Origin of the sequence: Agrobacterium vitis (genome assembly GCF_014926405.1) — a bacterium.
GTDB classification, from domain to species: domain Bacteria; phylum Pseudomonadota; class Alphaproteobacteria; order Rhizobiales; family Rhizobiaceae; genus Allorhizobium; species Allorhizobium vitis_H.
The window spans coordinates 2,341,082-2,362,180 of sequence record NZ_JACXXJ020000005.1; the positions used below are offsets into that span (position 1 = coordinate 2,341,082).

The 21,099-nt window shown below is 59.8% G+C and carries 20 protein-coding genes; 11 read left to right on the top strand and 9 right to left on the bottom strand.

The features are described from left to right. Positions 1-5: 5 nt before the first annotated feature. The 5 genes from IEI95_RS22245 to IEI95_RS22265 form a co-directional block, all read right to left on the bottom strand. A complete protein-coding gene (locus IEI95_RS22245) occupies positions 6-614 on the bottom strand; it encodes a pyridoxamine 5'-phosphate oxidase family protein (RefSeq protein ID WP_194417047.1) in 609 nt (202 codons plus the stop codon). Between the two features lie 79 nt (positions 615-693). Next, positions 694-2,550 carry an O-linked N-acetylglucosamine transferase, SPINDLY family protein gene (locus IEI95_RS22250; RefSeq protein WP_194417048.1) on the bottom strand — a complete coding sequence of 619 codons (1,857 nt, stop codon included), beginning with the start codon at positions 2,548-2,550 and terminating at the stop codon, positions 694-696. A gap of 336 nt (positions 2,551-2,886) precedes the next feature. Then, a complete protein-coding gene (locus tag IEI95_RS22255) occupies positions 2,887-4,020 on the bottom strand; it encodes a site-specific DNA-methyltransferase (RefSeq protein WP_156531572.1) in 1,134 nt (377 codons plus the stop codon). Positions 4,021-4,204: 184 nt separating this feature from the next. Continuing rightward, a complete protein-coding gene (locus IEI95_RS22260; RefSeq protein ID WP_156531571.1) occupies positions 4,205-4,636 on the bottom strand; it encodes a DUF1284 domain-containing protein in 432 nt (143 codons plus the stop codon). 106 nt (positions 4,637-4,742) lie between these two features. Next, positions 4,743-5,411 carry a GntR family transcriptional regulator gene (locus IEI95_RS22265; protein ID WP_156531570.1) on the bottom strand — a complete coding sequence of 223 codons (669 nt, stop codon included), beginning with the start codon at positions 5,409-5,411 and terminating at the stop codon, positions 4,743-4,745. A 154-nt stretch (positions 5,412-5,565) separates the two neighbouring features. Between IEI95_RS22265 and IEI95_RS22270 the strand changes: the two genes are divergently transcribed. Next, positions 5,566-6,255 (top strand): HAD family hydrolase, encoded by a 690-nt coding sequence (locus IEI95_RS22270; protein ID WP_071202642.1) that lies wholly within the window; start codon positions 5,566-5,568, stop codon positions 6,253-6,255. 37 nt (positions 6,256-6,292) lie between these two features. Here IEI95_RS22270 and IEI95_RS22275 read toward each other — a convergent pair whose 3' ends face one another. Next, positions 6,293-7,219, bottom strand: coding sequence for a diacylglycerol/lipid kinase family protein (locus IEI95_RS22275; RefSeq protein ID WP_156531569.1), 927 nt, complete (start codon positions 7,217-7,219; stop codon positions 6,293-6,295). 47 nt (positions 7,220-7,266) lie between these two features. Further along, complete coding sequence (locus IEI95_RS22280) at positions 7,267-7,902, bottom strand: hypothetical protein (RefSeq protein WP_234626816.1); 636 nt, start codon at positions 7,900-7,902, stop codon at positions 7,267-7,269. A 299-nt stretch (positions 7,903-8,201) separates the two neighbouring features. Between IEI95_RS22280 and thrC the strand changes: the two genes are divergently transcribed. From thrC to IEI95_RS22300, 4 genes are all read left to right on the top strand, one after another. Beyond that, positions 8,202-9,599, top strand: coding sequence for a threonine synthase (gene thrC / locus IEI95_RS22285; RefSeq protein ID WP_156531568.1), 1,398 nt, complete (start codon positions 8,202-8,204; stop codon positions 9,597-9,599). Between the two features lie 20 nt (positions 9,600-9,619). Next, complete coding sequence (locus tag IEI95_RS22290; RefSeq protein WP_156531567.1) at positions 9,620-10,924, top strand: M16 family metallopeptidase; 1,305 nt, start codon at positions 9,620-9,622, stop codon at positions 10,922-10,924. Between the two features lie 241 nt (positions 10,925-11,165). Then, positions 11,166-11,780, top strand: coding sequence for a GNAT family N-acetyltransferase (locus IEI95_RS22295; RefSeq protein ID WP_156531566.1), 615 nt, complete (start codon positions 11,166-11,168; stop codon positions 11,778-11,780). A gap of 110 nt (positions 11,781-11,890) precedes the next feature. Continuing rightward, positions 11,891-14,734: a sensor domain-containing phosphodiesterase gene (locus tag IEI95_RS22300; RefSeq protein WP_194417347.1), complete on the top strand. Its 2,844-nt coding sequence runs from the start codon at positions 11,891-11,893 to the stop codon at positions 14,732-14,734. Positions 14,735-14,773: 39 nt separating this feature from the next. Here the strand turns inward: IEI95_RS22300 and IEI95_RS22305 are convergent, their stop codons facing one another. Next, complete coding sequence (locus IEI95_RS22305; RefSeq protein WP_194417348.1) at positions 14,774-15,457, bottom strand: ArsR/SmtB family transcription factor; 684 nt, start codon at positions 15,455-15,457, stop codon at positions 14,774-14,776. Between the two features lie 149 nt (positions 15,458-15,606). Here IEI95_RS22305 and IEI95_RS22310 point away from each other — a divergent pair, with 149 nt between their 5' ends. After that, positions 15,607-16,539, top strand: coding sequence for a DMT family transporter (locus IEI95_RS22310; RefSeq protein ID WP_156531565.1), 933 nt, complete (start codon positions 15,607-15,609; stop codon positions 16,537-16,539). On the opposite strand, the gene IEI95_RS22315 is transcribed toward IEI95_RS22310, so the two are convergent. Then, positions 16,540-17,145: a YqgE/AlgH family protein gene (locus tag IEI95_RS22315; protein WP_156531564.1), complete on the bottom strand. Its 606-nt coding sequence runs from the start codon at positions 17,143-17,145 to the stop codon at positions 16,540-16,542. Positions 17,146-17,386: 241 nt separating this feature from the next. On the opposite strand from IEI95_RS22315, the gene IEI95_RS22320 reads away from it, so the two are divergent. The 5 genes from IEI95_RS22320 to IEI95_RS22335 all read left to right on the top strand — a co-directional run bounded on the left by IEI95_RS22320 (position 17,387) and on the right by IEI95_RS22335 (position 21,094). Beyond that, the gene (locus tag IEI95_RS22320; protein ID WP_194417049.1) at positions 17,387-18,268 is read left to right on the top strand and encodes a protein-disulfide reductase DsbD domain-containing protein; all 882 of its coding nucleotides are present in this window, start codon (positions 17,387-17,389) and stop codon (positions 18,266-18,268) included. 71 nt (positions 18,269-18,339) lie between these two features. Continuing rightward, positions 18,340-18,825 (top strand): peroxiredoxin, encoded by a 486-nt coding sequence (locus tag IEI95_RS22325; protein WP_015915182.1) that lies wholly within the window; start codon positions 18,340-18,342, stop codon positions 18,823-18,825. A 513-nt stretch (positions 18,826-19,338) separates the two neighbouring features. Then, positions 19,339-19,464, top strand: a complete 126-nt coding sequence (locus IEI95_RS29655) for a hypothetical protein (RefSeq protein ID WP_267889551.1) — start codon at positions 19,339-19,341, stop codon at positions 19,462-19,464. Then, positions 19,461-20,225, top strand: coding sequence for an ABC transporter ATP-binding protein (locus IEI95_RS22330; RefSeq protein WP_156531562.1), 765 nt, complete (start codon positions 19,461-19,463; stop codon positions 20,223-20,225). Before IEI95_RS29655 ends, IEI95_RS22330 begins: the two co-directional genes overlap by 4 nt. Beyond that, the gene (locus IEI95_RS22335) at positions 20,222-21,094 is read left to right on the top strand and encodes a metal ABC transporter permease (protein ID WP_015915180.1); all 873 of its coding nucleotides are present in this window, start codon (positions 20,222-20,224) and stop codon (positions 21,092-21,094) included. The genes IEI95_RS22330 and IEI95_RS22335 overlap by 4 nt, the downstream gene beginning before the upstream one ends. Positions 21,095-21,099: the final 5 nt, after the last annotated feature.

Sequence of the window (21,099 nt, forward strand, 5' to 3'; positions counted from 1 at the left end):
GAGGATCAATACAGGCTATTCCTTGATCGCTCCGGCAATTCCTTGTCATAGGCTTCGCCATCGAAGCCATTGACGATGTTTTTCAGCATCAAGCCCGGTGATGGCAGGGTGGAGCGCTCGACATAGCGGGAGGCGTCCCAGAGATTTGAGCGGAGAATAGCCTTGGCGCAGTGGAAATAGACGCTGTCGATGGCAAGCAAAATTACGCTTTTCGGCAGCTTTCCATCGACGGCAAAGCGGGCCAGCAGGTCCGGGTCGGCGCTGATCGTAGCCCGGCCATTGACCCTCAGCGTTTCGCCGACGCCGGGGATGAGAAACAGCACAGATGTCCGACCGTCTTCGATGATGTTCTTCAGGTTATCGATCCGATTGTTGCCAGGGCGGTCGGGGATGGCCAGCGTCTTGCGGTCAAGAATTGCCACGAAGCCAGGCGCATCGCCCTTGGGCGAGCAATCGGTGCCATCAGCGCCGACTGTAGCGAGCAGGATGAAAGGCGAAGCGCTAACGAAGGCGGCGTAATCATCGTTCAGATGGTCGATTTCCTTGGCAAGTGACGTCTCCTTCACTGTGCCATAGAGGGCTTCCAGCTGTTGCAGCGTGGTAATGGTCATCATCCGCCTCCCGCGTTATCGCGCTTTATACCATGCCAGATTGCGCGCCATAATCATCGTTTACCGTGATGATTCACCCGGATCAACCCTTGGCGGCATCCGCGCAGATCGCCTCCAATGCCGCCTCGAAATCGCGGGTGAAGCGGGGGGTATCAAACAGCGGCGCGGTATCACGGGCTTGAAGGAGGTTCTGGCGCAGGTGAGATTGGCGGACCTCATCCTGCGCCAGTTCGACCGCCAGGCGGCCGAATTCGGTAAGATCGTCGGCGACCAGTTCGGTCAAGCCAACGGCACTCAAAAGACTTTCGCTGACGCGGCCGGCAAAATTCGTGCCTTTCCAGGTCAGAACCGGCACACCAGCCCAAAGGGCATCCGCCGTGGTCGTATGGCCGTTACAAGGCCCGGTATCGAGGGCGATATCAGCATAAGGCAACCGGCGCAAATGCTCCGAGAGCGGTTTTTTCGGCGCAAAGATCAATCTCTCGGGCGCCACGCCAAGCCGGATGGCGGCGGCGCGAAGATTGTCTCGCGTCGTTGGTAGCATATCAATCAGCCAAAGCACCGACCCATCAACCGATTTCAGGATTCCCATCCAGGTTTTGAACACCTGATATCGAATTTTCACCGCTTGATTGAAGGAGCAGAACACTACACCCTGCTCCGGCAGACCGTGGAGGCTGCGCGGGCCGTCGCGCATCACTTTTTCACGGGTGTTGTCGTTGCACTGGTAGCTATTGGGCAGCCGGATGATTCTCTCGGCGTAAAACGGGTCCGATGACGGCGGGACAACGATGGAATCGGCAATGGCATAATCGATGCCGACACCGACGACGCTGCCTGGAAAGCCGAGATAGGCCACCTGTATAGGGGCCGGACGGCGACAGAAAATCCCCAGCCGGTTCTCGAAAGTAAATCCCTTGAGGTCGATCAGGATGTCGAGATCAAGCTGCCGTATGGCGGCAGCGGCCTGATCGTCATCCAAGTCAAGAATGTCGACATAGTGATCGATGGCCTCAAGGAAACGTTGGCGCAGCATGCCCTTGCGGTTCTTGGCTGCGGTATGGCAAATGCCGAAAATCTCAAAACGGTCGCGATCATGGTTTTCGATCACGCCGGTCAAAAGAGACAGCGTCGCATGCTGGTATAAATCCGCTGAGACATAGCCGACCCTCAGCCTTTGTCCGGGCCGCACCGTATAAGGCCGCCGCGGCGCAACCGTGGCTCGATGCTTCTCCCCTGTCCGGATCGCACTCAGGACATGATAGGCCTCATCGCCAGACCATTGCAGCGCCCGGAAGACGCTTTCGCGGATGTCCAGCACCGCGCCATCCGCAGCATAGGCAGCCTCAAGCTCTCCCTGCAGCCGCGTGGCCAGATCAAAATCGCAGAGGTTCATGGCGCACCAGAACAATTCCGTCAGCGCCAGCCGTTCCGTCGGGCGGGCCTCATAGGCGGCCTTCAGCACGTTAAAGGCTTTCTCTGCCTGATCAGCACCCAGCAGTACCATGCCTGCATTCAACCAATTGTCGAAATCGCGGCCAATCGTTAGCAGCTTAAGCGCATAGGGTAGCGCCTCCGGATAGCGGCCCGCTTCGCGGTAAAGGCTGCAAATCGAATGATTGGCATCGACATCGTCAGGCATATAGCGGTGCAGCACCAGCAAGGCACGCAGAGCCAGATCGTCGTGACCGGTTTCCAGATAATGAGAGCAAGCGCGAAAAGCGACATCACGTTTGCGCGACGGTGTAAGCGCAATCACACGCTCAAACAGTCCGGCGGCCTCAAGCCGGTTGCCGAGACGCTCATGCACGGTGGCGGCGAGAATATGGGCTTCGGCATTGCTTCGTTCGGCTTGCAACAGGCGCGAAACGGTGTTCAGGGCCGCCTCATAGGCGCCCTCCCCGTATTGCTCCAGTGCCTGCCTGTATAAAGCCGCCAAAACCCGTCCCCCATCTGTTGAAGATGGGAAATAAAGCGGCAGACTTGTCCGAACCTGTTTAGTGCTTCGAGAATAACCGCTAAGTGCTTATAACTAGATATCTAATTTATATTAGCTGCACATATGCAACTTGAAGATACGACAACCTAGACCTATCATAAAAATTACAACCTGCGTACTTGAGGCAATGCCAAAATGCCCGGCGCGGAAACCGTGCCGGGCATTGTCACTTTCATCGGGACTGAATACAAAAACCGACGAAGATAGTCAGCATCGGCGCCGATGATTAAGAAATCGTAACGGCGGCAGACACTGCGCCGACCCGACACGATAAACTCATCCCGCCAACTTGCCCATGCTGGCGCGCACCAGGCTGCGCAAGTCATCGATCGGCTTCAACTTGCCTGCGTCCTCGTAGTGCCAGAAGGTCCAGCCATTGCACGCATCCAGGCCACGCACCCGGGCGCCAACCCGGTGGATGGAGCCGGCTTGCGTGCCGGAAACCAGCGTGCCATCGGCGCGGATGATGGCGCTATGGCGACGTTTTTCGCAGCTCAGCACCTGACCGGGCTGCAAAAGACCGCTGTCCAAAAGCGTATTGAAGGCGACGCGCGGCTCGGATTTCTTGCCGGTCAAGACCGTCAGTTCCACCTTGCCCAATGCCTCGACGGCGTCGATGCGGGCGGAAGCGGCGTCGATATAGTCCTGTTCCCGCTCGATACCGACGAAATTGCGGCCCAGACGCTTGGCAACAGCGCCGGTCGTGCCGGAGCCGAAGAATGGGTCGAGCACCACGTCGCCGGGCTTGGTCGAGGCCAGGATGACGCGGGCCAGCAGGGCTTCCGGCTTCTGGGTCGGATGGATCTTCTTGCCGTCCTCGCCCTTCAGACGCTCGCCGCCGGAGCAGATCGGGAACAGCCAGTCGGAGCGCATCTGCACATCGTCGTTGGACGCCTTCAGCGCATCGTAATTGAAGGTGTAGCTCTTGGCCTTGGCATCGCGCGAGGCCCAGATCATCGTTTCATGGGCGTTCTGAAACCGGCGGCCCTTGAAATTCGGCATGGGGTTGGTCTTGCGCCAGACGATATCATTCAAAATCCAGAAATTCAGATCCTGAAGCGTCGCGCCGACCCGGAAAATATTGTGATAGGAGCCGATGACCCAGATGGTGCCATGCGGCTTCAACACGCGCCGGCAGGCTAGCAACCAGGCGCGTGTGAAGGCATCGTAAGCCTCGAAAGAGGCGAACTGGTCCCATGCATCGTCCACGGCGTCGACAACAGACTGGTCCGGCCGGTGGAGCATGCCCCCCAACTGCAGATTATACGGTGGATCCGCAAAGATCGCATCCACCGATTGATCCGGCAGAGCCTCCAAAGCCGCAACACAGTCGCCCTTGATGATACTGTTCATCCAGGCGAAGGGATCGTTGGAGCGACGAAGGTCGGCGAGCGGGAAAACAGAGGCCATGGAATACTCACTGGTTACGCTGACGCAGCACATATTTAACAGTGCCTATGGTTACCGAACTTGGTTACCAAATGCTGAACGGTGAGCTTAAATTTCCATGCAATTTCAGGTCGGCAGCCAGATTGCCTCTTGTCGGGTCTCAACGGCCAGGGAATTCGAGGACGGATGATCCCGAGATGGGCGATCAAGCCGCGGGCGGATTCACCAACGCTCCGCTGTAGCCCTCAGCCGCTATGCCATCGCAGAGCGACGACCATTCGCAATCATGACAGGCAGACCGCACCGAGCCCGTGGCAAAGGCGGCCCGCAACCGCGCCAGCAGGGTGGCATCCGGGGTGATGACCGTGCCGGTCGCCACCGGGCGAGACAGCAACTGGGCCACGGCATCCTTGGCTTTCCGGTCGCGCTCCAGCACACTGTCGCGGAAACAATGAGCCGTTTGCGAATGGGTCAAGGGCTGACAGAGATCGTCGGGGCCATCGACGATCTCAATGGTTTCGCCCTCGGTCAACCGCGCTGCGACGCGGCGATAATTGGCGACGAAATCGGCAGTATAGCCTTCACCGACAAAGGTCAGCATGCAGAGCAGATGATGACCGCGCAACCGCACCGTCATGGCATTAATCCTTCATTCGTTGGGCTTTATAGGTTGGGCTGGGCTTTTCCGCCTGATCAACACGTTTGTCGTTTTTTACCGACCGTTTTTGCGCGCTCACGCCTCATCATCCGACAATCGCAAAACGCTCCGGCTGCGGCTCACCGCGGCGCGGCGCGGGCGCCCGGCCAATCCACTGCACATGCCGCTCCAGGATGGCTGTCGCCTCACCCACGGCGTTGCGGCGCAAGGCATCCAGGATGGCGCGATGGTCATGATCGGTGCGGCGCTCCCAGCCACTTTGCCAGCCTGCCAGCAGGAAATGAGCGCTGACCGCGTGCAGGTCGTCGATGGCGGTCAACAGGCGCGGCATATCGCAGGTGGAAACGATCAACCGGTGAAAGCGTCGATTGGCCGCCTCCCAATCCTCGACATTGTCGGCGCGATCGCAGGCGGAGGTCGCGGCTTCCGCTTCGTCCAGCAGCGCGGGCGTCAGATGGGGAGCGGCATGCTTCAGCGCCAGCACTTCAAGTGCGGCGCGCATTTCCGCCACTTCACGCACCTGTTTCAGATCGAAACTCGCCACCCGGACCCCGCGGCGCGGCAGACTGACGACAAGGCCCTGCGCCTCCAGACGCCGGAAGGCCTCCCGCACCGGCACCTGGCTTACCGAAAATTCCTCGGCAATATGGTCCTGTGCAAGCCGAATGCCGGGCTGCAAGTCTCCATGCACGATGCGTTGCGCCAACACGCGGGCAATCCTCGCGGCTATAGTGTCGTCCTTGGCTTTGCTCATGTCTCCTGATTAGGCTTAAGGGGCAAATTTGTCGAGAGATACGCAGATCTGCCCTGAACATCTGGGCCAAGAACATTCGGCAGATCTGCGCAATTGTTCTTTACCGCCATATCGTGTAGTCAGGCATTTCCCCCGACAACAGGATATGATGTGCATGGCTGGCTTCGACCTCACCCTTTTCGATTGTGACGGCGTGCTCGTCGATTCCGAAATCATTGCCGCCAAAGTGGAATCCAAGCTGCTGACCGAGGCAGGCTACCCGATTTCAGTCGAGGAAATGGGTGAGCGTTTTTCCGGCATGACCTGGAAAAACATCCTGATGACCATCGAGAAGGAAGTGGATATTCCGCTCTCGGCCAGCCTGATCGACAAATCGGAAGCCCTGCTGGACCAGCGACTGGCCCGCGAGGTCAAGCTGGTGGAAGGGGTCACCTACGCCCTGTCACGTCTGCAGGGACCGCGCTGCATCTGCTCCAATTCCTCGTCACAGCGGCTGGACATGATGCTGACCAAGGTTGGCCTCAAGGAGTTTTTCGCGCCGCATGTCTATTCCGCCAAGGATCTCGGCGCTGACCGGGTCAAGCCGAAGCCGGATATCTATCTGCATGGCGCCGCCCAGTTCAACGTCAAGCCGCAAAATTGCGTGGTGGTTGAAGACAGCGTGCATGGCATCCATGCCGCCCGCGCCGCTGGAATGCGGGTCATCGGCTTTACCGGCGCCTCCCACACCTACCCCTCCCATGCCGACCGCCTGACCGAAGCCGGGGCCGAAACCGTGATCGCCCGAATGATGGACCTGCCAGCCGTGATTGCCGCCATGGCCGAATGGGACCATGTGATCTAAAGCTCGCTTCCAGCTTTTTGAAAGCGCCTGCGCTCATTCACCCAGGCGCCACTACTGGCGGGAGGCGAACGGTGAGCGCTTGTGGCAGAATGCTGAAGCGCAATGCGCCGGGCCTGATCACTTCACCATCGGCCTCGGCCATGGGGATCTTGCCGTGCGGCTCGATGTCGATCACCTGGCCGCGATGGGTCTCGATCGCGGCCGAATTCGCCGGACTGCCATTGGCGAAAGCGGCAAAGATCTTCAGATTGCCGATGGCGCCGCAATGGCGTGCAAAGACCAGATCGAGCTGGCCATCGTCCAGCAAAGCCTGCGGCGCGGCGCGCACTCCGGCGCCAAACCAGCTGCCATTGGTAACGGCGGCCACAAGAACCGCGCCGTCATAAACGCATCTTCCATCCACCGAAATGCGCAGGGCCGCTCCCTTGTAGCGGGCGATGCGCGCCAATGACATGAGCCGGTAGCGCAGGAAAGCCGGCAGACGCGAGGGTCCACGGTTTGCCTCGATCGCAGCGACGATCTCGCCCGAGACGCCGGTACTGGCGACATTGATGAAATGCGTGGTCTGCGCCTCGCCACCGCCCACATGGCTTTGCAGAACTCCGACATCGATACGGCGCGGGGCGGCCGTAGCAATCGCCTGCAATTGGCGCTCGGTTGTTGCGGGCCAATCGAAATTACGGGAAAAATCCGCGCCCGTGCCACCCGGCAGGAAGGCAAAGGCGGTTTTCGGATAAAGCGACGTCAGCAGCCCATCCACGGCCTGACCAACCGTGCCATCGCCACCCACCACCAGCACCAGATCGGTTTCCGGCGTGACGGCGGCACGCGCCTGGGGACCCGTCATGCCCTTGACGGTTTCGACCAGCGAATAGCCGGGAAAAATCTCCGCAAGGGCACGGGCCGTGGCAGGCCATGTATGAGCCCCGCCCGCCACCGGATTGCGAACGACCGTCACCCTCATGCCGGACTCATTGATGCAAGACCCATTATTGCCGCGTCACGACAGGCTTATTTACGCTTTTTGCCGGACGGCTTGCCCGTGGTCTTGGCCGGACCTTCATCGAAGCCGACAAAGATCTGCGTCGCCGCCGTGGCATTGGCAGCCATGGTGATATCGCGGCTAAACAGGAACTGGGCCGGCTGATCGGCGCTGGCGAGGTTGGCGGTAAACGGCACCAGTTCCGAGGACACCACCGTATCGCCATCGACGACGGCAACCCGGATCGGCATGTTGATCGATCCGGCATGGCCCTGCGGACCCGCCACCAGCCGTCCGGCCACCTGGACCTTGACGGTCAGCGTGGTGTCGGACTGGGTGCAGGCGCGGGTGGTTTCGGCAAGCGAGGCCTGGAACACCACATCCTGCGGGTCCTTGGAACCCGACTTGGCATAGGTGCGGTAGAAAGACGTGCCATCGCGCAGGGAGATCTTCGGGCAGACGGCCTGAACCACGGCGCCAGAAGACGCTGCCGGGGCGCCAGCCGTGGCTGCACCAGAGACCGATGTCGTGGCATTGGAGCTGAACAGGCTGCCTCCACTGGCGCCAGAACTGGAGCCGGCCCCGGAGCCGCTGGTATTGCAACCGGCCAGAAAAACCGCCAGGACCGGAACAATAACCAGAGCCGACTTATTAACCTGAGCCAAATTATTCACCTGAGATGAGGCGGACGAGCCGCGCATTATAGATTGAAACACCGGGTCACACCTTCTGCATCATGACTTCGTCTCACCGCATGGAGAATGCGGTCTGGAAACAGGAAAATCTCCCGCAATCAGCCTTTCCTTATCGGTTGGCGATGGTCTATACCAGCGGCGTGGCAAAAAATCGATCAGCTAGCACGTGCTTTGTTGCAATTTTCAGCAAGGCATCGGCAAGACTCTGAATCATTGTGGCGGCCATGAAACTTTAGACCGGGCGTGACCTTTAGACCGAGGATACTGGCATGGACTTTATTTCCACTCGCGGCGAGGCGCCCGCTCTCAATTTTTGCGACGCGCTTCTGGCAGGCCTCGCCCGTGACGGTGGCCTTTATCTGCCCCGCGAATGGCCGAAAATGCGCAAGCGCGACATTCGGGCGCTGCGCGGCAAGACCTATCAGGAGGTCGCGTTCGCGGTGCTAAAACCCTTCGTGGACGGCGAAATCAAGGATGATGCCCTTCAGTCGATGATCCATGACGCCTATGCCACCTTCCGCCATCCTGCTGTCGCGCCTTTGGTGCAGACCGGGCCGAATTCCTATATTCTCGAACTGTTCCACGGCACGACGCTGGCCTTCAAGGATGTCGCCATGCAATTGCTTGGCCGGCTGATGGATCACGTTCTGCGCGAACGCGGGCAGCGCGCCACCATTGTCGGCGCCACCTCGGGCGATACAGGCGGGGCGGCCATCGATGCCTTTGCCGGTCTTGATAATATCGACATGTTCATTCTGTTTCCCAAGGGCAAGGTCTCACCCGTGCAGCAGCGGCAGATGACCACATCCAAGGCCGGGAATGTCCGGGCGGTGGCCATCGAGGGCAATTTCGACGATTGCCAGGATCTGGTCAAAGCCATGTTCAACCATGTCGCTTTTCGCGACAAGGTGCAGCTATCCGGCGTCAATTCTATCAACTGGGCGCGAATCATGGCCCAGGTGGTCTATTATTTTACCGCCGCCCTTTCGCTGGGGGGACCGGACCGGAAGATTTCCTTCACCGTGCCGACCGGCAATTTCGGCGATATTTTCGCGGGCTATGTGGCGCGCGAAATGGGCCTACCCATCGACAAGCTGGTGATTGCCACCAATGATAACGACATTCTGGCCCGCACGCTGAAAACCGGACGCTACGAGATGCGCGGCGTCATGGCCACCACCTCACCATCGATGGATATCCAGATCTCCTCGAATTTCGAGCGCCTGCTGTTTGAAGCCAGCGGCCGCAATGCCGGTGAGATCCGTTCGCAGATGGCGTCCCTCAAGCAATCCGGCGCTTTCGAGATCAAGCCGGATGCGCTCAAAACCATCCGCAAACTCTTCCGGGCCGGGCGCGCCACCCAACAGGACGTGGCCAAAACCATCGCCACCACTTTGGCTGAAACCGGCTATCTGCTTGATCCCCATACGGCTTGCGGCGTGGTGGTCGCATCGAAATTCGAAAAGCCGCAAAGCCCGATGGTGACGCTGGCCACAGCCCATCCCGCCAAATTTCCGGCGGCGGTAAAATCGGCATCGGGTATTGACCCCGCGCTTCCGACGTGGCTTGCTGATCTCATGGATAGGGAGGAGCGTTTCGACGTCCTTGCCGGCGAGCTCGACGTGGTGGAGGCATTCATCTCCGCTCACTCGCGCGCCGGTGCTTAAGAAACGCGGAAAGATAGACCATGAATGTTGAGTGCACCCGCCTGCCTTCGGGGCTGACGGTCGTTACCGAAAAAATGCCGCATCTGGAAAGCGTCGCGCTGGGCGTCTGGGTTAAATCCGGTTCGCGCGATGAAACCGCCGAGGAACATGGCATTGCCCATCTTCTCGAACACATGGCTTTCAAAGGCACGAAACGGCGCAGCGCTCGCCAGATTGCCGAGGAAATCGAGAATGTCGGCGGCGAGCTGAATGCCGCGACATCGACCGAGACCACCTCTTATTACGCCCGGGTTCTGAAGGACGATGTGCCGCTGGCCGTCGATATTCTTGCTGACATCCTCACTGATTCGGCCTTCGATGACGAAGAATTGATCCGTGAAAAGCATGTGATCCTGCAGGAAATCGGCGCTGCCTTCGATACACCTGATGACGTTGTCTTCGACCGTTTCGCCGAAACCGCCTTTCGCGACCAGACGGTCGGACGCGGCATTCTTGGCACGCCACAAACGGTGGATGGTTTCACCAGCGACCAGATTCGCGCCTATCTTGCCCGCAACTATACCACCGACCGGATGTTCGTGGTGGCGGCTGGCGCCGTCGACCACGAAAGCTTCGTGCGCCAGGTTGAAGACCGCTTCAGCACGCTGCGCACCAAGCCCGCCGTCTCGCCGATTATCACCCCTGCCCGCTATACCGGCGGCGAGGTGCGTGAAAGCCGTGACCTGATGGACACCCAGCTTTTGCTCGGTTTCGAAGGCCGCGCCTATCATGCGCGCGATTTCTATGCCTCGCAGATTCTGGCCAATATCCTCGGCGGCGGCATGTCCTCCCGTCTGTTTCAGGAAGTACGCGAGTTTCGCGGTCTCTGTTATTCGGTCTATGCCTTTCATTGGGGCTTTTCCGATACCGGCATTTTCGGCATTCATGCCGCGACCGGCGGCGAAAACCTGCCGGAACTGGTGCCTGTGATCATCGACGAACTGCGCAAATCGGCTGAACAGATCGAGCAGCAGGAAATCGACCGGTCCCGCACCCAGATCCGGGCGCAATTGCTGATGGGGCAGGAAAGCCCTGCGGCGCGCGCCGGACAGATCGCCCGGCAGATGATGCTGTATGGTCGGCCGATTTCCAATCCGGAACTGATGGAGCGGCTGGAAAGCATTACCGTTGACCGGCTGAAGGACCTTGCTGGGCGGCTGTTCTTCGATGGTAGCCCACCAACATTGTCGGCCATCGGCCCGCTCGAACAACTCGCGCCCATGGAAGACATTCTTTCTGCCCTGTCGGGATCGCGCGACACGGTACTGAAGGCGGCGCGCGGCTGAGGGGATTGCTCAATCTGCTGCATAAGTCTTTAAACCGGAATCGGTTTAATGAGAAAATTATGCAGCAGATATAATAAGCGACAGCGACCCTTCGTGCGCCCTATAGGGTGAGAGGCGCTGTAGCTGATGGCTGGCAGATGGGCTGGCCTTAGGGATTGAGCGATATCTTTCAGCAGGGTAGCGTAATCCCTCCTGCATTCGATGCAATGGGGCCGGAACTGTTTGGGTGGGGGTATGACAAATGACGCGGTCTGTGTTCGGGTTTCTGTCCCGCCAACCGGAACGGCCTGAACTGCGTGACGGGACACGTCTGCTGCGGCTGCCGCGCAATGGCGATTATAACCAATGGTACAGGCTGCGGTCTGAAAGCCGGGGCTTTCTCCAGCCCTGGGAACCGCTTTGGCGCCCGGACGAGCTGACCGAAAGCGCCTTTCGGTCCCGCGTCATACGCAATACCCAGGAACATGCCAGTGGACTGGCCGTGCCGTTTTTTCTGTTTCGCGAAAGCGACACTGTGCTGATGGGCGGGCTGACCATCGGCCTGATCCGGCGCGGCGTATCACAGGCCTGCATGATCGGATATTGGATGGGCGAACGTTTCGCTGGCCAAGGCCATATGTTTGCCGCACTTCAATTGGCAAAACCGTATATCTTCAAGGAACTTGAGTTGCATCGTATCGAAGCCGCCTGTATTCCTGACAATGATAAAAGCATACGGCTGCTGGAGCGGGCCGGTTTTGAACGGGAAGGTCTGTTGCGCGGATATTTGAACATCAACGGACAGTGGAGAGATCATGCGATCTACTCGCTTCTGGCGGAACCCGGCGCCGCTTCCGGCAAAAAATTCTATTCATGAATATAGTCAGAAACTCATCCGAGGCCAATTCCCTGCGGTTTTTTGAGCCGAAAAAGGGCTTATCCAATTCGGGCCTGTTGCGGTTTGCCGCTGGCCTTCTGGTGCTGGTCATGGCGCTAACCGGGTTTGGCGCGGGCATGGGCCATGCCGCCGAACCGGTGAAGATCTCGCGTGATGACACCGCGCTCGACCTGACCGCGACCACGGAAATCCATCTCAATCAGGGCGAGGCGTTTCAGGTCTCCACCGCCGCTGGTTCGGATGGCATCCGCCGCCGTATCGAAGTGCGCGCCTCGTCAGCGCAGCACCAGGGCGATTGGGCGGTGTTTGCGCTCGCCAATGTGTCCGACGAGCAGCTGGAGCGGGTGATCGTCGCGCCACATTATCGTCTCGTCAATTCCAAGGTGTTCTGGCCGGATCTCGGCTCGCAGCGGATCATTTCCATCACCCCCAGCGAGGGATTTTCGCTGGACCGGGTGCCGAGCGACGATGCCGACGTGTTTCGCATCACCCTCAATCCGGGCGCGGTGGTGACGTTCGTGGCCGAACTGGCAACGCCGAACCTGCCGCAGATTTACCTGTGGGAGCCGGATGCCTATAAGGATACGATCAACTCGTTCACGCTCTATCGCGGCATCGTGCTGGGCATTTCCGGCCTGCTGGCGGTGTTCCTAACCATTCTGTTCGTGGTGCGCGGCACCTCCATGCTGCCCGCCGCCGCCTCGCTGGCCTGGGCAGTGCTCGCCTATATCTGCGTCGATTTCGGTTTCCTCGGCAAGCTGATCAGCATCACCACCCATAGCGAGCAGATCTGGCGAGCCGGGGCCGAAGTGGGTCTGGCCTCCGGCTTCGTGATCTTTCTCTTTACCTATCTCAACCTCAATCGTTGGCATGTGAACCTCGGCTACGCAACCTTTGCCTGGATCTTGGGCCTGGTGCTGCTGTTTGGCGTGGCAATCTACGATCCGTCGATTGCCGCAGGTATTGCCCGACTGTCCTTTGCGCTGACAGCCACGGCGGGGATCGCGCTGATCGTCTATCTCGGCTTGAACCGTTATGACCGCGCCATCCTGCTGGTGCCGACCTGGACGCTGATCATCGTCTGGCTGATTGCCGGCTGGATGACGGTGACGGGACGGTTGTCGAACGACATCATCCAGCCTGCTCATGGCGGCGCGCTGGTGCTGATCGTGCTGCTGATCGGCTTCACCGTCATGCAGCACGCCTTTGCTGGCGGTGGCTATAACCAGGGCCTGTTTTCCGATCTGGAGCGGCAATCCCTGGCGCTGACCGGGGCTGGCGATATCGTCTGGGACTGGGATGTGGCCCGCGACCGGGTGGTGACCATTCCCGACATTTCCACCCGGCTCGGCCTGAGCCACGGCGCGCTGCACGGGGCTGCCCGCAACTGGATTCCCAGCCTGCATCCCGATGACCGCGACCGGTTTCGCGCCACACTGGACGTGCTGCTGGAACACAAGCGCGGGCGGCTGAACCACGAATTCCGCATCCGCGCCGATGACGGGCATTTCCACTGGCTGCATATCCGTGCCCGGCCCGTATTGGGAGCCAACGGCGAAATCATCCGCTGCATCGGTACGATTGCCGATGTCACCGAACAGAAAAACACCGTCGACCGGCTGTTGCAGGATGCGATCAACGACAATCTCACCGGCTTGCCGAACCGAGAAGTGTTTCTGGACCGTTTGCAGACGCTTTTGACCGTGACCGCCACCGCCGATACGGTGCGCCCGACGGTCATGATTGTCGATATCGACAATTTCGGTCGGGTCAACGACATGCTCGGGATTTCCGCCGGAGACAATATCCTGATCGCGCTGACCCGGCGGTTGCGGCGGCTATTGAAGCCGCAGGATACGCTGGCCCGGCTTTCGGGAGACCAATTCGGCCTGATCCTGATTTCGGAGCGCGATCCGGCCAAGGTCGCCGATTTTGCCGATGCGATGAGCAAGGCGATCATGGTGCCGATCAATTTCGCCAATCGGGAGATCAATCTGACCGCCTCCATCGGCCTGGTCTCCTGGGTGGACCAGCAGGAAAGCGCTGCCGGACTGTTGTCGGATGCCGAGCTTGCCATGTACCGCGCCAAGCGCGGTGGCGGCAACAAGGTGGAGCCGTTCCGCCCGGCCTTCCGGGGCACCGTCTCGGAAAAGCTTCAGCTGGAAACCGAACTTGCCCGCGCCGTCGAGCGCGGCGAATTGACCATGGTCTATCAGCCGATCGTCCGGCTGGATGACGAGGAGCTGGCCGGTTTCGAAGCGCTGATGCGCTGGGAACACCCCAAGCGCGGCACCATCTCCCCCTCCGAATTCATACCCCTGGCGGAAAGCTGCGACCTGATCATGCCGCTCGGCATGTTCGCGCTGGAGCGGGCGGCAACGGATCTGGTGGAATGGGAAAAACAGACGGGCGAAATGCCGATTTTCGTCTCCGTCAACCTGTCCAGCGCCCAGCTGATCAACAACACGCTCTATACCGACATCCGCAGTCTGCTCAGCCGAGTCAATTGCAATCCGGCCCGGCTGAAACTGGAGCTGACCGAATCCGTCGTCGTCGAAAATCCGGAACAGGCAAGGCTGGTGCTGGAGAAGCTGAAGGATATCGGGCTCAGTCTCGCTTTGGATGATTTCGGCACCGGCTATTCCTCGCTGTCCTATCTGACCCGCTTTCCCTTCGATACGCTGAAACTCGACCGGGAACTGGTGACCGACACCAGCGAGCGGCGCAATATCCTGCTGCGCTCAGTCATCGGCATGGCCAAGGACATGGGCATGGATGTCGTGGCGGAAGGCGTTGCCAGCGAGGACGATGGGGACGAACTGGCCCAGATGGGCTGCCACTATGGCCAGAGCTTCCTCTACGGCGCTCCGGTCGGCCCGGAAGCGGTCATGCGTCTTTTGAAAGACCAGCAACAGCGAGCAAAGCGGGCTTGATCATACCGGAGGGTGGGGCTGCTCAGGCCCTGGTTTTCTTCACGCCATCCAGTCTTCCGTAACCCCGAATTGCGCCCGAAAGCCCTGCTGTCCGGCCTGCGTGATCCGCAGCGCCCTGCCCTGCGGCTGGCGCGCCACCCAGCCCAGTTCCAGCATTCTGTCCAGCAAGGCCGCGCCCAGCCGTCCGGCCAGATGCGGACGACGCTCGCTCCAGTCGAGACAGGTGCGGCAGAACGGTCGTCCGCGGGGTGTGGTCGGGGAAAGGTTGATGCCGAAATCGCAGAAAAACTGCTGCCCGGGTGGTGTCAGCGTAACCGCCTCCTCCCCCAGCTCGATATAGGCCTTGGTCTGCAAGCCGTCAGCCAGCGCCACGCCAAGACGACCGGCGATGTGATCGTAACAGCTGCGCGCCGAGCGTAGCGCCAAGTCCTTCGGGCCGACCGGATGCAGGCGCCGTGGCCCATCGGCAGCAAGCGACATCAGCGTCTCCATGGTCGCAGCGACAGCGCGTCCCGCCAAACGGTAATAGCGGTGACGGCCCTGTTTTTCGACCGATAGCAGACGGCCCTCCACCATTCTGGCCAGATGGCCACTGGCGGTCGGGGCGCTGACGCCACCATGCAGCGCCAACTCGCCCGCAGTCAACGCCTGCCCGCCCATCAAGGCGATCAGCATATTGGCGCGGGCCGGGTCCCCCATCAGGGAGGCAATTTCAGCCAGCATGTTTCCAGACGCGATGTTCGACATGGCCTCACTATAGGCCGCTGAAGACGGACTGTCATCATGCAACACTTCGGTTATGGCCGAAGCATTGTCGCCAGCGACTGGGCTACCAAGGCGCATCAAACCATCCCGACAGAAAGTGATAATCCATGGAAAAACCGGTCCTTTTGAAAGAACTTGCCCTGCTTTTGGCTTTGGCAACAGTTTGGGGCGCTGCCTATAGTTTCATCCGCATCGGGGTGGAGACCATTCCACCGATCACGCTGATTGCCGCCCGCACCCTGCTGGCCGGCGGGTTGTTGCTTGCCATTCTGTGGATGCGCGGCATGACACTGCCCCGCGACAGCGCCACCTGGCGGCGGTTCTTCATCCAGTCCTGCCTCAACAGCGCCCTGCCCTTCACCCTGATTGCCTGGGCGGAACTGCATGTCGAGGCAGGGCTAGCGGTGATCCTCAATGCCCTGACGCCAATCTTCACCTTCCTGATCACTGTCGCCTTCACCCGGCATGAACACGTCGGCCTGCGCAAACTGCTTGGCGTCTTGCTGGGGATTTCCGGCACCTGCCTGATCGTCGGCTTCAACGCCTTTCATTCCGCCGGAACCGATCTCCTCGCGCAATGCGCCGTCATCCTGGCATCGGTCTGCTATGCGATGGCCGCGATTTTCGGACGGAATTTTAAGGGACTAGATCCAATGATGCCTGCCACCGGCTCGCTTTTGTGTGGGGCGGCCATGCTCATTCCGCTCAGCCTGATCGTGGACAAGCCCTGGACGCTGGCGGTCTCCGCCTCTTCACTGGCAGCATTGCTGGCACTCGCGGTGTTTTCCACCGCGCTGGCTTTTGTGATCTATTTCCGGCTTGTCCACACGCTGGGCTCGGTCGCCACCACATCCCAGGCCTATCTGCGGGTGCCGATCGGGGTCGGCATCGGCGCGATTTTTCTTGGGGAGCGCTATAGCCCGACCGTGCTCGCCGGTCTCGTCCTTGTCGTGGCCGGTGTCATCGTCATGACCTTGCCCGCTTCGCTCAAGCTACCCCGCATCCTTCGTCCGTTGCGCCGAAAACCTCAACAGCCCTGATCAGGCGTGGCCAGCCTCTGCCGACAGGGTCGCGGGGCTGATGCCGATCAGAGCCAGCGCCCGGTCATATTTGTTGTCGAGGACCGGATCGAAGATCAGGTCTTCGGAGGCCGGGCAGTTCAGCCAGCCATTGTTGGCGATTTCCGCCTCCAACTGGCCCGGCCCCCAGCCTGCATAGCCAAGCAGCATCGTGGCGCGCGCCGGGCCGCGTCCGTCGGAAATGGCGCGGACGATGTCGAGCGTCGCGGTCAGGGAAATATCGTCGCTGACCGGAATGCTGCTGTCGCTCAGGTAATCGTCGGAATGCAGCACAAAGCCACGGCCAGTTTCCACCGGGCCGCCGCATTGAATGGGGAAGTTGCGGGCATGGTCAGGCAGCATGATCGCATCGTTCTGGTCGATCAGGTCGAGATGCAGCAGGATATCGGCGAATTTGACCGGCTGGGTGCGGTTGATGATGAAGCCCATGGCGCCAGCCGTCGTATGGGCGCAGACATAGACGACACTGCGGGTAAAATTACCGTCCACCATGCCGGGCATGGCGATCAGGAAATGGCCGTCGAGAAACCCACGTTCACGATCGGACTTCAAAGTGGAAAAAGCCATGCTGCCTCCGGTTTGTTCGGAACGCCGATCTATCGGAAAAGAACATCATACGCCGTCGTGCCGGGCATTCCCCTCGCATCTGCCAAGCGCCGCCCGGCATTTCATATCTGCTTCTGGCGCAAGTCATATCCTTAAGCCATGGTCTTCAAGATGGGGCATAGTTGCGCATCAATCAACCGAAAATGATAAAACCGTAAAAAGCGTGATTGGCAGCGGTGATCGGGCTGGTCTAAATAGCCGCATGATCCTTCCTTTGTTTTCCAACGGTCCGGTTTTTCCTGCGCTAGCCGGCCTGCTCTTTGCGGGTCTCCTGGCGCTGACACCTCTTGGCGATGCCTGCGCCGCCACCTCCGACTGGGCAACCAGCGATGGGGGCCGGATGCGGGTGATCGTGCTGCCACCGGCTCCGGATGGAACCCGGCAGGCAGGCCTGCAGATCGAGCCGAATGACGGCTGGTTTACCTATTGGCGCGAGCCCGGCGACAGCGGAATCCCTCCGCAGCTGACCGCCGCGCCGGAGGCGAAGGTCACGCCCTCGCCGCTGAGCTTTCCGGTGCCCAAGCGCATGGATATCGGCAGCGTGCGCGATGTCGGCTATGACCACGCTGTGGTGTTTCCCTTCACCTTGAAAAGCAGTGGCGAGGATTGGCAGAGCCCCCTCAAGCTAACGGCCTTCATCGGCATGTGCCGCAATATCTGCATTCCGTTTCAGGCGGAGTTGAGCATCGATCTCAGCCACGAGGAAACCACCGATGTCGGCGAGGTTAAGCTGATCGACAAGGCCAAATCCAAACTGCCTGCGGCGGCTGCGGAGGATTTTTACGTCTCGGACTTCGAGATGGCCCACGATCTCTCCAGCCTTGACGTGTCGCTGGTCCTGCCCGATGGCTCCAAGGAAGAGCCGCGCATTCTGGTGACCGGACCGGAAGGCTATCTGTTTACCGAATACAAGGCAGTGCAAAGCAAAGGCAATAGCCGCACCCTGCGCATCGCCCTGCCGAAGCTTCCGCGCAATTATTCGGTGAGCGGCAAGACCTGGCACATTCTGGTGGCAGCCGGCAACAAACGGACCATGGAAGCCCCGCTTGCCTTCGCAACAGCCCGCCCTATAGTGCAGCCCTGACAGTCAATGGCCGCTGGCGGGCTGCGCTTTTGGAACAGACTGAGACATCAAGCACAATGAGGAGAGATTTCATGACGATTGCAATTGGCGATACGGTTCCAGCGGCAACATTCAAGGAAAAAACCGCCGACGGCCCGGTCGAGATCAGCACCGAAGACCTGTTCAAGGACAAGAAGGTCGTGCTGTTTGCCGTGCCTGGCGCCTTTACCCCGACCTGCACGCTGAACCATCTGCCCGGCTATCTGGAGCACCGCGATGCGCTTCTGGCCAAGGGCGTCGATGAGATCGCCGTCCTCTCCGTCAATGACTGGCATGTCATGGGCGCCTGGGCGCAGCATAGCGGCGGCATGGGCAAGATCCATTTCCTCGCCGATTGGGATGCAAGCTTCTCCAAGGCGCTCGGTCTCGACATGGACCTTTCGGCGGGCGCACTCGGGGTGCGTTCCAAGCGCTACTCCATGCTGGTGGAAAATGGCGTGGTGAAAAGCCTCGATATCGAGGAAAATCCCGGCCAGGCCACGGTTTCCTCGGCTGAAGCCATGCTGGAACGGCTGTAAGCTTTCTCTTATTCCCCGGTTTTCTGGAAAGCTGTCTTTTAGCGTTCCACCAAGACAAAGACCCCGGAGGCTCATGCTTCCGGGGTTTTTTATGAAGCTTAGAGTCTGTCAGGTTCAGATTGATACAGTAAACGACGCAACGGTTTTGCTCCTGGTCTACCCCCCTCTGTCCTGCCGGACATCTCCCCCTCAAGGGTGGAGATCGATACGCGGAAGCTACTTAACCTAAAGAAACCTCTTTATTTCCAGCATATTAAATCGCTAAAAAAGTATGCGGTCTGTGCTCATTGCCGATCTCCCCCCTTGAGGGGGAGATGCCTGGCAAGGCAGAGGGGGGTAAGCGGCACATAAAAACGTTTGCGTCGTGTACTATGTCAGATTGACCAGACGGACTCTAGATGGCCTGGGATAAGGCTTCCACATCCGCGAAGAACACTTGCCATCGATTTGCCATTATTGTTATATCGTTACACGTAACGTTATTACATATAATCCACGATCGGAGTGCAGGCCTTGCAGGACGAAGATCCCATCTTTCCCAGTTTGCTGGCACGGTCCGCCGTTATGCGGCTGGGTTTTGCTTTGGCACTGATTGGCCTGACCTGGCTTGCCATCCAATGGGCGGTGGCCCTGCCATGAGCAATCCTGTGATCCGGCTCACCAATCTGACCGTCGCCTATGACCGGCATCCGGCTGTACATCACGTCAACGGCGTGATCGAGACCGGCAGCCTGACGGCGATTGCCGGGCCGAATGGGGCAGGAAAATCCACCCTGCTGAAGGCGATCATCGGCGAATTGCGCCCCGCCGAAGGCACGGTGGAGCATAAACTGAAACGCACAGATTTCGGCTATCTGCCGCAGGCCGCCGATATCAATCGCCGGTTTCCGATCAGCGTATTGGACACCGTGTTGCTCGGTGCCTGGAGCAATAGCGGCGCTTTTGGCCGCATCGCCCGATCCGACATGGACAAAGCAGGCCAGGCCCTGGCGATGGTCGGGCTGGAAGGATTTGAGAAGCGCCATATCGGCGCGCTCTCCGCCGGCCAGTTCCAGCGGGTGCTGTTTGCCCGGCTGTTATTGCAGGATGCCAAGGTGATCCTGCTGGACGAGCCTTTCACCGCTATCGATGCCCGCACCACCCGCGACCTGATTGACATTATCCACGGCTGGCACGGCGATGGCCGCACGGTGGTTGCGGTCCTGCATGATTTCGACCAGGTGCGCAGCCATTTCCCCGAGACTTTGCTTCTCGCCCGCGAACTGGTCAGCTGGGGTCCGACCCAGGACGCCCTGTCGTCTGCCAATCTGCTCAAGGCCCGCGCCATGGCTGAGCGCTGGGACGAGGATGCCGAGGTTTGCCGCCCGGCAGATCAGAAAACATCAAGGCCTGCCGCATGACCGCTTACGATCTGCTGATCGCGCCATTTGCCGATTACGGCTTCATGCGCCGGGCGCTGGTGGCCTCGCTTTGCCTCGGTCTCGGCTCCGGCCCGATCGGCGTGTTTCTGATGCTGCGGCGCATGAGCCTGGTTGGTGATGCCATGAGCCATGCGGTGCTGCCGGGGGCTGCGATCGGCTACCTGATCGCCGGATCCCTGTCGCTAACCGCCATGGGGCTGGGCGGGCTGGTGGCCGGTCTCTCCGTGGCGCTACTATCAGGCTTTGTCACCCGGTCGACCGTGTTGCAGGAGGATGCCAGCTTTGCCAGTTTTTACCTGACATCCCTGGCACTGGGCGTGCTGATCGTGTCGCTGCGCGGTTCCAACATCGATCTTTTGCATGTGCTGTTCGGGACGATCCTGGCCATCGACAATGATGCGCTGGTGCAGATCGGCGCCATTGCCTCTTTCTCCCTACTGGCACTGGCCGTCATCTACCGGCCACTGGTGACCGAATGCCTCGACCCCGGCTTCCTGCGGGCCGTCGGCGGTCGTGGACCGGTCTATCATTTCCTGTTCCTGTTTCTCGTCGTGCTCAATCTGGTCGCCAGTTTCCAGGCGCTCGGCACGTTGATGGCCGTGGGGTTGATGATGCTGCCCGCCGCCATCGCCCAGCTCTGGTGCCGCAGCCTGCCCGGCATGATGGTGGTGGCAGCGGCAAGCGGCATCGTCGCCAGCTATCTCGGCCTGATTGCCTCCTACCATCTGGAACTCGCCTCCGGGCCGACGATCATCCTGGTCGCGGCGCTGTTTTACGGCCTGTCCATTCTGTTTGCTCCCTCCGGTGTTTTCCGGCGGTTTCTTCCAAGTTCCCATCTGAAAGCCTGATCACA

Bases quoted from the DNA above. Each gene is read 5' to 3' on its own strand.
- IEI95_RS22265 (WP_156531570.1), bottom strand. From the start codon at position 5,411: ATGAGCAAAGCCAAGGACGACACTATAGCCGCGAGGATTGCCCGCGTG.
- IEI95_RS22330 (WP_156531562.1), top strand. From the start codon at position 19,461: ATGAGCAATCCTGTGATCCGGCTCACCAATCTGACCGTCGCCTATGAC.
- IEI95_RS22270 (WP_071202642.1), top strand. From the start codon at position 5,566: ATGGCTGGCTTCGACCTCACCCTTTTCGATTGTGACGGCGTGCTCGTC.
- IEI95_RS22305 (WP_194417348.1), bottom strand. From the start codon at position 15,457: ATGCTGGCTGAAATTGCCTCCCTGATGGGGGACCCGGCCCGCGCCAAT.
- IEI95_RS22320 (WP_194417049.1), top strand. From the start codon at position 17,387: ATGATCCTTCCTTTGTTTTCCAACGGTCCGGTTTTTCCTGCGCTAGCC.
- IEI95_RS22325 (WP_015915182.1), top strand. From the start codon at position 18,340: ATGACGATTGCAATTGGCGATACGGTTCCAGCGGCAACATTCAAGGAA.
- IEI95_RS22315 (WP_156531564.1), bottom strand. From the start codon at position 17,145: ATGGCTTTTTCCACTTTGAAGTCCGATCGTGAACGTGGGTTTCTCGAC.
- IEI95_RS22295 (WP_156531566.1), top strand. From the start codon at position 11,166: ATGACGCGGTCTGTGTTCGGGTTTCTGTCCCGCCAACCGGAACGGCCT.
- IEI95_RS22275 (WP_156531569.1), bottom strand. From the start codon at position 7,219: ATGAGGGTGACGGTCGTTCGCAATCCGGTGGCGGGCGGGGCTCATACA.
- IEI95_RS22260 (WP_156531571.1), bottom strand. From the start codon at position 4,636: ATGACGGTGCGGTTGCGCGGTCATCATCTGCTCTGCATGCTGACCTTT.
- IEI95_RS22255 (WP_156531572.1), bottom strand. From the start codon at position 4,020: ATGGCCTCTGTTTTCCCGCTCGCCGACCTTCGTCGCTCCAACGATCCC.
- IEI95_RS22290 (WP_156531567.1), top strand. From the start codon at position 9,620: ATGAATGTTGAGTGCACCCGCCTGCCTTCGGGGCTGACGGTCGTTACC.
- thrC (WP_156531568.1), top strand. From the start codon at position 8,202: ATGGACTTTATTTCCACTCGCGGCGAGGCGCCCGCTCTCAATTTTTGC.
- IEI95_RS22335 (WP_015915180.1), top strand. From the start codon at position 20,222: ATGACCGCTTACGATCTGCTGATCGCGCCATTTGCCGATTACGGCTTC.
- IEI95_RS22245 (WP_194417047.1), bottom strand. From the start codon at position 614: ATGATGACCATTACCACGCTGCAACAGCTGGAAGCCCTCTATGGCACA.
- IEI95_RS22300 (WP_194417347.1), top strand. From the start codon at position 11,891: ATGGCGCTAACCGGGTTTGGCGCGGGCATGGGCCATGCCGCCGAACCG.
- IEI95_RS22310 (WP_156531565.1), top strand. From the start codon at position 15,607: ATGGAAAAACCGGTCCTTTTGAAAGAACTTGCCCTGCTTTTGGCTTTG.